Source organism: Geodermatophilus sp. SYSU D00698 (assembly GCF_054050335.1).
This window is the reverse complement of record NZ_JBJGZD010000001.1, coordinates 321,797-332,488: the sequence shown is the minus strand read 5'-3', so window position 1 is coordinate 332,488 and position 10,692 is coordinate 321,797. Positions and strand designations below refer to the sequence as shown.

The window sequence follows — 10,692 nt, the reverse complement described above, 5'->3', positions numbered from 1 at the left end:
TTAATTGCTCGACAACATGCTGGTCGTAAGGCACAAGACCCCAACCCCCTCGGCTTGCCCCCCCCGGGCCCCGCGGGGGGGGGCCACGCCTCGCCGAGCCCCCGTCCGGTCCGCCGGACGGGGGCTCCTGCGCGTCTGCGCGGAAGTGCCCGCGGGCTGCCGTCACCGGATCGTGACCGGCGGTGATGACCGGCCGTCCGGGCGCGACAGGCCCGGCCGCGGCGCGCAGGGATCCCGCGGCGCGCCGACCTACCGTCGCCCGGTGGGCCCGGACGCGGGCCTGCAGCACGCTGAGCGGGAGGCGGGACTGCTGATGACGACGACGGAGGCGACGGGGACCACGGGGGGCTTCCGTGGCGGCATCGACGTCCGCGTGAGCCTGCGGGCCGACGCCGGGTCGGGGGAGAACGCCTTCGACGGGGCCTGGTTCCCGCGCGGTCGCGACCTCGCCGTCGAGGTGCCCGAGCTGATCGCCGCGCTCGACCGCCGCGGCGTGCGGGTCGAGCGGTTCACCTACGCGCTGGACTCGTGGCTGCCGGCGCCGCGCAAGGTCGTCGTCGACGGCCGGGTGGTGCGCACCGGCGGGTTCCGCAGCATGGACCCCGGCGTCGTGTGCCTGAGCTGGGCCGGCGGCAACCGGCGCGCGGACCTGCTGGTCGTCCCGCCGGAGACCGACGTCATCACCGGCGTGCGCGCGCTGCGGCTGTGCACCCGGCGGGGCCTGCCGCGGTCGCCGCAGATGGTGCTCGCCGCGGCCCGCTCCCAGCCGCTGCCGCAGGTGCCCGACCTCCCGGTGGTCACCCGGGCGGTCTAGGAGGGCCCCGTCCTCCCCGCCCTCCGCACGCTCGGGGCGGGACCCGGGACGGGGCCGCCCGAGTCGAGGACGCCCGGGTCCTTGCGCCGTCCGCGAACCGGGTGGACGGCGGGGGAGCGGCTCCGCTGGGGTGGGCCCGTGCGACTCCTCGTCCTCGGCGGCACCCACTTCCTCGGCCGGCACGTGGCGACGGCGGCCCTCGACCGCGGCCACGAGGTCGCCGCGTTCAGCCGCGGCGTCACCGGCGTGCCGCCCGACGGCGTCCGCCCGCTACACGGCGACCGCGACGACCCCGCCGCCCTCCCGCGCGCCCTGGACGGCTGGACGCCGGAGGTCGTCGTCGACACCTCCTGCCAGACCCGCCCGGCCGCCGACCACGCCGCGGCCGCCCTGGCCGGCGTGCGGGCGTACGCGTTCGTCAGCAGCCTCAACGCCTACTCGACCTGGCCGCCGGGACCGGTCCGCGGCGAGGACGACCCCACCTGGGACACCGCCGACGACGACTACGGCCCGAACAAGGCGTACGCGGAACGGGTGCTGGGCGCGGCGCTGCCCGGGCGGTTCCTCACCGCCCGCGCGGGCCTGATCCTCGGCCCGCACGACAACGTCCGCCGGCTGCCGTGGTGGCTGCAGCGGATCGCCCGCGGCGGCCGCGTCGTCGTCCCCGACGCGCTGGAGCAGCCGATCGCGCTGGTCGACGTCCGCGACCTGGCCGGCTGGCTGGTCGAGATGGCCGCGCGCGGGCAGGCCGGTCCGGTCAACGCCACCGGCCCGGCCGGGATGACGACCCTGGGCGGGCTGCTGGAGACGTGCCGGGAGGTCACCGGCAGCGACGCGGAGCTCGTCCCGGTGCCGGAGGAGGACCTGCTGGCCGCCGGCGTGGAGCCCTGGCTGCACCTGCCGTTCTGGCTGCCCCGGGAGACGGCGGCGACGGCGTGGGACGTCGACACGGCCCGCGCGCGGGCGCTGGGGCTGCCCAGCCGGCCGGTCCGCGACACCGTCGCCGACACCTGGGCCTGGCTGCGGCAGGACCCCGAGCGGCTGCCCCCGCCGCACGGCCTGCCCGAGCCCGGCCTCCCCGAGGAGCTCGAGGCCACGCTGCTGGCCGGCCGTTGAACGACGGGAGGCCCCGCCCGGCAGCTGCCGGACGGGGCCTCCCGGACCCGACCTCCCTGAAGGGGCCCGCCACGAGCTCGCGAGTGGTGGGGGGCGGGAGGCCCTTGTTCAGTCGCGCGGGTTGGCGGGGCGGCCGGCGCGGAGGCTGCGCTCGAGGTCCGCGACGTCCGCCGCGTCCGGGGAGTGCAGGTGCTCGTCCTTGGCCAGGCGGGCGGCCTCGGCGGCGAGGGCGTCGGCCGACTCCTGCGCGCGGTCCTTGCGGTACTGGAGGAAGGAGTGGGCGACGGCGGCGGCCCACACCAGGTAGATGACCGCGTAGACCGAGTAGCGGACCGGGTCGGAGGCGTCGATCCAGTCGCTGCGCAGCAGCGTGCGGGTGTTGGTCAGGACGATGATCCCGCCGACCAGGGAGCCGAGCAGCCGCGGCGGCACGTGCCGGACCAGCCAGGCGGCGATCGGCGCGGCGACCAGGCCGCCGAGCAGCAGCGCCACCACCCACGCGAGGTCGATGCCCTGCGAGCCGAGCGCGAAGAGGAAGCCGAGGCTGGCGGCCAGCGCGACGAGGAACTCGGAGGTGTCGATCGAGCCGATCACCTTGCGCGGCTCCATGCGGCCGCTGGCCAGCAGCGCGGGGGTACCGACCGGGCCCCAGCCGCCGCCGCCCGTGGCGTCGACGAAGCCGGCCACCAGGCCGAGCGGGCCGAGGAACCGCTTGCGCACCGGCTTGCCCAGGTTGCGGCGGTCGATGCCGCGGAAGGTGAACCGGACCAGGAGGTAAACGCCCAGCCCGAGCAGGGTCAGCGACATCACCGGGGCGGCGACCTCGGTGGAGAGGTTCGACAGCACGGTGGCCCCGGCGAACGCGCCGACGGCGCCGGGCACGCCGACCTTGGCGACGACCTTCCAGTCGACGTTGCCGAACCGCCAGTGCGACACCCCCGACGCGAGCGTCGTGCCGATCTCGGCGAGGTGGATGGTCGCCGAGGCGGCGGCGGGGTTGGTGCCGAGGGCCAGCAGCAGCGTCGTCGAGGTGACGCCGTAGGCCATGCCCAGGCTGCCGTCGACGAGCTGGGCGCCCAGCCCGGCGAGGGCGAGCACGATGAGGGTCTTCACGGGGGTGGGGGCTCCTGTCCGGCTGGGAGGCGGGCCGCGGGCACGCGTCAGGGCGCGACTCGGCGCGGGTCGTGCGAGGGGGAGGGGCGCCCCGGAGGGCGCGGGCGTCAGCGGCCCGGACAGGTGGCCGTGCAGACGCGCAGCAGGTCGACGTGGATCCGCCCCACCAGGAGCACCGCCGTCGCCGCCACGGGGTCTATGTCTACCAGATCGATCGGGATATGCCAGCGGGGGGTCGACGAGACGGAGGTCACCCCGCGAGCACCCCGCGGGGTGCCCCCTCGGTCAAGGGAGCGGCGGCGTCAGCCGACGAGGAGGCCGGTGAGGAGGTACGCCAGCGCGGCCACCGCCCCGGCGGCCGGCAGGGTGACGATCCACGCGACGACGATGTTGCCGGCCACGCCCCAGCGGACCGCCGACAGCCGCCGCGTCGACCCGACGCCCATGATCGACGTCGTCGTGATGTGCGTGGTCGAGACCGGCACGGCGAAGACCGTCGCCGTCGTCACCATGACGCCGGAGGCCACGGTCTGGGCGGCGAAGCCGCCGGCCGGGGTGAGCTGGATGATCCGCCGCCCCAGGGTGCGCATGATGCGGAAGCCGCCCGCGTAGGTGCCCGCGCTGATGGCGAGCGCCGCGGCGAGCACGACCCACAGCGGCACCTCGAAGTCGTCGATCTCGCCGGCGGTGAACAGCGCCAGCGTGATGATCCCCATCGTCTTCTGGGCGTCCTGCAGGCCGTGGCCGAGGGCCATGGTCGCGGAGCTGACGATCTGCGCGTAGCGGAAGCCGCGGTTGGCGCGGGTGACGTTGGCCCGCCGGAAGGTCCACAGGATGGCGAGCATGAACAGGTAGCCGAGGCCGAAGCCGACCAGCGGCGACACGACCATCGGGATGACGACCTTGTCGACGACGCCCAGCCACTGGACGTCGTGGGCCGCGGCGATCGCGGCGCCCACCAGGCCGCCGATCAGCGCGTGCGAGGACGACGAGGGCAACCCGAAGTACCAGGTGACGAGGTTCCACACGATCGCGCCGACCAGCGCGGCGAAGACGATCTCCAGCCCGCCGGTCCCGGTCGGCGCCTCGATGATCCCGGCGCCGACGGTCTTGGCGACCTCGGTGGACAGCAGGGCGCCGACCAGGTTCATCACCGCCGCCAGCGCCAGCGCCACCCGCGGTGTCAGCGCCTTGGTGGAGACGGCGACGGCGATGGCGTTGGCGGCGTCGTGGAACCCGTTGGTGTAGTCGAACGCCAGGGCGACGACGACGATGACGACCAGCGCGACGAAGGCCGCGTCCATCGACGCTCAGGACTCCTTGACCGCGATGGACTCGACGACGTTGGCCACCTTCTCGAACGCGTCGGCGGCCTCCTCGAGCTGGTCGGCCACCTCCTTGAGCCGGAGGACCTCCAGCGCCTCGAACTCGCCGCTGTAGAGCCGGGACAGCAGCCGCCGGTACAGCTTGTCGGCCTCGTTCTCGATGCGGTTGACCTCGATCCAGTAGTCGGGGAGGCCCTTCATCGTCTGCAGCCGCGGCATCGCCTCGGCGGTGGTCTCCGCGGCGCGCTGCAGCAGCGCCGTCTGCTGGCTCATCTCCGCCGGCAGGGTGCCCAGCCCGGTGAGGACGACGAGGTCGGCGGCGGCCTCCACGTAGTCCATGACGTCGTCGAGGTGGCTGGCCAGGCTGTAGATGTCCTCGCGGTCGAACGGCGTCACGAAGCTGGAGTTCAGCTGCCGGAAGATGGCGTGCGTCGACTGGTCACCGGCGTGCTCGAGGTCGCGCAGCCGGTCGGCGAGCTCCCTCCGGCGGGCGTGGTCGTGGATGAACTCGCCCAGGACGTCGGTGGCCGCCACCAGGTTCTGCGCGGAGTCGCTGAACAGGGTGTAGAAGCTCTGGTCCTTGGGGGTCAGGCTGAAGGGCACGAAGGGGCTCCGGATCGGCGGGGTTCGGGAGGGCGCCCGCCGCGGATGAGCGGTCGCACGGCCGTCGGGCAGCATAGGTACCCGTTCACGCGCGGTTCAGCGCAGGTTCACCCGCGGGCCGCGTCCGGCCCCTCCAGCGCGCCCCCGCCGAGCGCCTCGACCAGGTCGGCGCGGGCCCGGGCGACCCGCGAGCGGATCGTGCCCACCGGGCAACCGGCCACCTCGGCGGCCTCGGCGTAGGAGAGCCCGAGCAGCTGGGTCAGCGCGAAGGCCTCCCGGCGGTCGGGGTCCAGCCGGGCCAGCAGGTCAGTGACGGCGGCGCCCTCGCCCACCCGGTCGGCGTCGTCGCCGCGGCCGAGGGCCTCCAGGTCGGTGTCGTCGCGGACCAGGGTCAGCCGACGGCGGCGCCGCGAGCGGACGGCGTCGGCGCAGACCCGCCGGGCGATCGCCAGCAGCCACGTCCGCAGCGAGGAGCGGCCCTCGAAGCGGTGCAGCGTGGCGAAGGCGCGGGCGTAGGTCTCCTGGGTCAGGTCGTCGGCGGAGTCCCGGTCGCCGAGCGCGGCGCACAGCCGCCAGACGTCGGACTGGGTGGACCGCACGAGGGTGGCCGCGGCGAGGGGGTCGCCGTCGACGGCGGCCGCCGCGACCCGCTCGAGCTCGTCCACGTGTTCCCTCCGTCACATCCGGGCCGCTCCCGGGAACCGGACGGGCCCTCCGTGACGACTACGACGACATGCAGTGTGCCCCCTTCCGCGAGGCGGTCTCCGCGCGACTCGACGGCGAGCCGCTCGGCGTGCCCGCCGCCGACCTCGACCGCCACCTCGCCGCGTGCCCCGCGTGCGCCGGGTGGGCCGACGCAGCGGAGGCGGTGACCCGCCGGGCGCGGCTGGCCCCCGCGCCACCGGTGCCCGACCTCACCGCCGCCGTCCTCGGCGCGCTGCCGCGGCAGCTGCCCGGCACCGCGGCCGCCGCGCGCGCCCGGCTGGTGCGGTCGGCGCTGCGGCTGGCGCTGCTGGCCGTGGGCGTGGCACAGGCCGGCCTGGCGTGGCCGGCGCTGTCCGGCGGCACCGCGGCGATGAGCGCGCCGGTGCACGTGGCGCACGAGACCGGCGCGTGGAACCTCGCCGTCGCGGCCGCCTTCCTCGCCGTCGCCGCCGCGCCCCGGCTGGCCGCGGGTGCGCTGCCGTTCCTCGCCACCTTCACCGTCCTGCTGACCGTCACCACGGTGCGCGACCTGCAGGCCGGGCACGTGCACGCCGACCGCGCCGCCGCGCACCTGCTGCTGCTCGCCGGCGTCGTGCTCATCGCCGTGGTCGCCTGGCGGCAGCGGCCGCGACGGGCGGCCGCGCCCGCGGCGGCCCGGCGGGTGGTCGCGTGAGCACCGCCGTCCCGGCCCGCCGCTCACCGCGGCCGGCCCTGCTGCTGCTCGTGCTGCTCGCCGGCTGGCTCGGCCTCGGCGTGGCCACCGCCGGCCCCGCCGCCGCGCACGCCGAGCTGGTCTCCACCGACCCGGGGGAGGGTGCCCGCCTCGACGCGGCGCCCGGCCAGGTCACCCTGCGCTTCACCGAGGGCGTGTCCCTCGGGGCCGGCTACGCCCGCGTCCTCGGCGACGACGGCGAGCGCGTGGACACCGGCGCCGCGTCGGTGCAGGACGACACGGTCACCGTCCCGCTGCGCGGCGACCTGCCCGACGCCAGCTACGTCGTCACCTACCGGGTGATCTCCGCGGACTCCCACCCGGTCAGCGGGGCCTACGCCTTCGTCGTCGGCGACGGCGAGCTCGCCGACGCCGGGGCGGTCGCCACCGACCCCGACGCCGACCCGTTCGTCGCCGCCGCGCTGCCGGCCGCACGCGCCCTCGGGTTCGCCGGGGAGGCCGTGGGCCTGGGCGTCCCGGCGTTCCTGCTGCTGTGCTGGCCGGCCGGCTGGGCCTCGCGGCGGATGCGGCGGCTGACCACGGCCGGGCTGGCGACGGTCGCCGGGGCCGCGGTGCTCACCTTCCTGCTGCAGGGCCCGTACGCGGGCGGGGTGGGGCTGGGGTCGCTGCTCGACCCGGCGCTGCTGTCCACCACCGCCTCCTCGGCCTACGGCCTGACCACGCTCGGCCGCGGCGCGCTCGCGCTGCTGCTCGCCGCGCTGCTGGTGCCGCTGTGGCGCCGCGCGGCCGCGCCGCAGCCGCCGGAGACGGTGGGCGTGGCCGTCCTCGGCGCCGGCGTCGTCCTCACCACCGCGGCGGTCGGGCACCCGGTGGCCGGCAGCCTCCCGGTGCTCGCCACCGCCGTCACCGCGGTGCACGTCGCGGCCATGGCGCTGTGGCTGGGCGGGCTGGCCGCGCTGCTGGCCGGCCTGGTGCGGCCCGGCGTCGAGGCCGGGGAGCTGGCCGCGGCGCTGCCGCGCTGGTCGCGGATCGCCTCCGGCTCGGTGGCCGCGCTGGTGGTCACCGGCGTCGTCCAGTCGGTGCGCGAGGTCGGCTCGCCGGCCGCGCTGGTCTCCACCACCTACGGCTGGATCCTGCTGGCCAAGCTCGCGCTGGTCCTGCTGCTGCTGGCCGCCGCCGGCGTCTCGCGGGTGTGGGTGCAGCAGCACCTCGGCCTCACCCGCCCCCGGCCGGGCGGCCGCCGCCGGGTGACCGCGCACGCCTTCGCCGCCCCCGGCGCCGAGGAGCCGGCGGTCGCCGAGGCCGCCCGCGCCCGCGCCGCGGTGCAGGCCCGCGGCGCCGTCGAGGACGTCGCGCCGCTGCGCCGCACGGTCCTGGTCGAGGCCGCCGTCGCCGCCGCCGTGCTGGTGCTGTCCGCGCTGCTGGTGGGCACCCCGCCGGCCCGCGCGACGGCCGCCCAGCCGGTCGACGTCACCCTGCCGCTGCAGTCGTCGGCGGGGGAGTCCGGCAGCGTCCAGCTGTCGATCGACCCGGCCCGCCCGGGCGCCAACACGCTGCACCTCTACCTGTTCGACGACGACGGCCGGCTGGCCCAGCCGGCCGACCTGCGCGTGACGCTCACCGAGCCCGAGCAGGAGATCGGCCCGCTCGACGTCGACCTCGAGCCCGCCGGCCCCGGCCACTGGGTCGCCGACGGGATGTCGATCCCGGGCGCCGGCACCTGGACCGTCGCCGTCAGCGTCCGGCTCGACGAGTTCACCGCCACCACCGCGAGCACCGGGTTCCCGGTGCGCTGAGCCCCTCCCCGGAGCCACAGAAGGAGAACCGTGTCCCTCATCCTGCGACCGCTGGCCCGTGCCGGCGTCGTCCTGGCCGCCGTGCTGACCGCCCTGGTCGCGTCCGTCGTGGTCGCCGCCACCGCGTCGGCGCACGTGACGGTCTCGTCGGCCGACGCCGCCGCCGGCGGCTACGGGAAGCTGACCTTCCGGGTGCCCAACGAGAGCGACACCGCGAGCACCGTCTCGGTGCGCATCTCGATCCCGGAGGACGAGGTGCTGGCCTCGCTGCGGACGATGCCGGTGCCGGGCTGGTCGGTCGTCACGACCTCCGCCGAGCTGCCCGGGCCGGTCGACAACCACGGGACGGAGATCACCAGCTACGTGTCGGTGGTCGAGTTCCGCGCCGACGCCGGCGGCGGGATCGCGCCCGGCCAGTTCCAGGAGTTCTCGCTGTCCGGCGGCCCGTTCCCGGACGCCGACACGCTGTCGTTCCCCACGGTGCAGACCTACAGCGACGGCACCGAGTCGGCGTGGATCGAGCCGACCGTCGAGGGCCAGGAGGAGCCGGCGAACCCGGCGCCGACCCTGGCGCTGACCGCCGCCTCGTCCGGGGACGGCACGGCCACCGACACCGCGGCCGCCACGGACGAGCACGCCCACGACGCCGAGGTCAGCAACGCGCCGGCCGGGCTGGCGCTGTTCCTCGCCATCCTGGCGCTGGCCGTCGGGGTCGCGGGCGTCGCCCTCGGATACCGCGCCGGCCGACGTACCGTGTCCTCGTGACCGCTCCCGGACGCGGCCGGAGCGCCGCGCTGCTCCTCGCCGCCGGCCTGGCGCTGTCCGCCTGCGGCTCCGACGACGGGGACCAGGCGGCGGCCGCCGAGGGCCACTCCCACGCCGACGGGGACCACTCCGGCGGCTCCCTCGCCACGGTGGAGGGGCCCGACGACACCTACGCCGGCCTCGACCTGCCCGACCCCTACCAGCGGCCCGCGTTCACCCTGACCGACCAGACCGGCGCGTCCTACGACTTCGCGTCCGTCACGGCGGGGCGCCCGACGCTGCTGTTCTTCGGCTACACGAACTGCCCCGACATCTGCCCGACGACGATGGCCGACGTCGCCCTCGCCCTGCGCGACACCGACCCGGCGCTGGCCGGGCAGGTGCGGGTGGTGTTCGTGACCACCGACCCGGCCACCGACACCCCGCAGGTGCTGGGGGAGTACCTGGACCGGTTCGACGCCGACCTGTCCACCCAGTTCGTCGGGCTGACCGGCGACCAGGACGCGATCGACCAGGCGCAGCTGTCGGCCGGCGTGCCGCTGGCCGAGGAGGACGGCCGGCTGCACAGCTCGCTGCTGCTGCTCTACGGCGCCGACGACCGGGCGCACGTTGCGTTCGACGCCGGCAACACCGCGCGGGACATCGCCGGCGACCTGGCCCTGGTCGCCGACGGCGCGTGAGCGGCCCGCGGGCCGCCGGCGCGCGGCTGCTGGTCGTCCTGCTCGGGGTGCTGGCCACGCTGGCCCTCGCCGGGCCGGCGCAGGCGCACGTCGGCGGGGAGGTCGCCGGCAGCGACTTCGACGGCCGGGTCACCTCGCTGCAGCCGCCGGTGCCCGGGGTGAGCGTCCGGGTGCTGGAGTTCGGGGACTCCCTGGAGCTGGTGAACACCACCGGCACCGAGGTGGCCGTGCCGGGCTACTCCGACGAGCCCTACCTGCGGATCGGCCCGGACGGCGTCTGGCGCAACGCGCACAGCCCGGCCACCTACATCAACCTCGACCGCTTCGGCCGGGTCACCCTGCCCGCGGACGCCGACCCGCGGGCCGAGCCGGAGTGGGTGCGCGTCTCCACCGAGCCGCAGTACACCTGGCACGACCACCGCACGCACTGGATGACCGAGGGGCAGCTGCCGCCGGCGGTCGCGGCCGACCCCGACCGGGCGCAGACGGTGTTCGCCTGGACCGTCCCGATGCGGCACGGCGACACCGCGCTGACCGTGCGCGGGGTGCTCACCTGGAGCCCGCCGCCGCCGACGGCGCTCACCTGGGGGCTGCACCTCGCGCTGGCCGCCGCCGTCGCGGCCGCCGGCCTGCTGGCCCGGGCGCCGCGGCCGCTGGGCTGGGCGCTGGTCGCGGGCGGTGCCGCCGCGCTCTGGCACGCGGCGAGCACGCCCGAGCCCCCGGTGACGGTGTCCTCGCACGGGGCGGCGGTGGTGTCCGCGCTGCTGCCGGCGGTCACCGCGGCGCTGGTGGCGGTGCTCGGCCGGGTCGCCGCCCGGCGCGGCCGCGGGGTCGTGGCCGGGCTGTGCGCGGTCGTGCTCGGCTGGCTGCTGCTGGTGCAGGGCCTGCCCGACGTCGACGTGCTGTGGAGCGCGCACGTCGCCACCGGCGGCCCGGAGCTGCTCGCCCGGGTGGCGGTCGCCGTGCTCGTGGCCGGTGGTGCCGGTCTGGTCGTCGGCGGGCTGGCCGCCGCCCGGCGCTTCCGCGACCCGGAGCGGGCCCGCCCGCAGGACCCCGCCCCGGAGCCCCAGCCGGTCGCCTGACCGGCCGGGGCCCGGGGGCA

The 10,692-nt window shown here is 76.8% G+C and carries 11 protein-coding genes; 7 read left to right on the top strand and 4 right to left on the bottom strand.

Translation table 11 applies throughout. The annotated features are described in order from the left end of the window. The first annotated feature begins 262 nt into the window (after window positions 1-262). Window positions 263-814, top strand: coding sequence for a DUF5994 family protein (locus tag ACI8AB_RS01705; protein ID WP_387986009.1), 552 nt, complete (start codon window positions 263-265; stop codon window positions 812-814). A gap of 138 nt (window positions 815-952) precedes the next feature. Beyond that, window positions 953-1,930 (top strand): NAD-dependent epimerase/dehydratase family protein, encoded by a 978-nt coding sequence (locus ACI8AB_RS01700; protein ID WP_456948712.1) that lies wholly within the window; start codon window positions 953-955, stop codon window positions 1,928-1,930. A 108-nt stretch (window positions 1,931-2,038) separates the two neighbouring features. On the opposite strand, the gene ACI8AB_RS01695 is transcribed toward ACI8AB_RS01700, so the two are convergent. The 4 genes from ACI8AB_RS01695 to ACI8AB_RS01680 all read right to left on the bottom strand — a co-directional run bounded on the left by ACI8AB_RS01695 (window position 2,039) and on the right by ACI8AB_RS01680 (window position 5,636). Continuing rightward, window positions 2,039-3,043, bottom strand: coding sequence for a sulfite exporter TauE/SafE family protein (locus ACI8AB_RS01695; protein WP_456948711.1), 1,005 nt, complete (start codon window positions 3,041-3,043; stop codon window positions 2,039-2,041). A 302-nt stretch (window positions 3,044-3,345) separates the two neighbouring features. Beyond that, window positions 3,346-4,347, bottom strand: a complete 1,002-nt coding sequence (locus tag ACI8AB_RS01690; protein WP_456902876.1) for an anion permease — start codon at window positions 4,345-4,347, stop codon at window positions 3,346-3,348. Window positions 4,348-4,353: 6 nt separating this feature from the next. Continuing rightward, on the bottom strand, window positions 4,354-4,971 hold the full coding sequence (locus ACI8AB_RS01685) for a DUF47 domain-containing protein (RefSeq protein WP_387985999.1): 618 nt from the start codon (window positions 4,969-4,971) through the stop codon (window positions 4,354-4,356). Between the two features lie 107 nt (window positions 4,972-5,078). After that, window positions 5,079-5,636 carry a sigma-70 family RNA polymerase sigma factor gene (locus ACI8AB_RS01680; RefSeq protein ID WP_387985996.1) on the bottom strand — a complete coding sequence of 186 codons (558 nt, stop codon included), beginning with the start codon at window positions 5,634-5,636 and terminating at the stop codon, window positions 5,079-5,081. 68 nt (window positions 5,637-5,704) lie between these two features. Here ACI8AB_RS01680 and ACI8AB_RS01675 point away from each other — a divergent pair, with 68 nt between their 5' ends. Genes ACI8AB_RS01675 through ACI8AB_RS01655 form a run of 5 tightly spaced genes read left to right on the top strand, consistent with a single transcriptional unit; the run spans window position 5,705 to window position 10,672 of the window. Then, the gene (locus ACI8AB_RS01675; protein WP_456902874.1) at window positions 5,705-6,349 is read left to right on the top strand and encodes a zf-HC2 domain-containing protein; all 645 of its coding nucleotides are present in this window, start codon (window positions 5,705-5,707) and stop codon (window positions 6,347-6,349) included. Then, window positions 6,346-8,145, top strand: coding sequence for a copper resistance CopC/CopD family protein (locus ACI8AB_RS01670; RefSeq protein WP_456948710.1), 1,800 nt, complete (start codon window positions 6,346-6,348; stop codon window positions 8,143-8,145). The genes ACI8AB_RS01675 and ACI8AB_RS01670 overlap by 4 nt, the downstream gene beginning before the upstream one ends. A gap of 30 nt (window positions 8,146-8,175) precedes the next feature. Beyond that, window positions 8,176-8,910, top strand: coding sequence for a YcnI family copper-binding membrane protein (locus ACI8AB_RS01665; protein WP_456948709.1), 735 nt, complete (start codon window positions 8,176-8,178; stop codon window positions 8,908-8,910). Then, window positions 8,907-9,590, top strand: a complete 684-nt coding sequence (locus ACI8AB_RS01660; RefSeq protein WP_456948708.1) for an SCO family protein — start codon at window positions 8,907-8,909, stop codon at window positions 9,588-9,590. Before ACI8AB_RS01665 ends, ACI8AB_RS01660 begins: the two co-directional genes overlap by 4 nt. After that, window positions 9,587-10,672, top strand: coding sequence for a hypothetical protein (locus tag ACI8AB_RS01655; protein ID WP_456948707.1), 1,086 nt, complete (start codon window positions 9,587-9,589; stop codon window positions 10,670-10,672). The genes ACI8AB_RS01660 and ACI8AB_RS01655 overlap by 4 nt, the downstream gene beginning before the upstream one ends. The last annotated feature ends 20 nt before the right edge of the window (window positions 10,673-10,692 follow it).

What these genes read in the sequence shown, in the direction of transcription:
- ACI8AB_RS01675 (WP_456902874.1), top strand. Translation starts at nt 5,705, where the DNA reads ATGCAGTGTGCCCCCTTCCGCGAGGCGGTCTCCGCGCGACTCGACGGC.
- ACI8AB_RS01690 (WP_456902876.1), bottom strand. Translation starts at nt 4,347, where the DNA reads ATGGACGCGGCCTTCGTCGCGCTGGTCGTCATCGTCGTCGTCGCCCTG.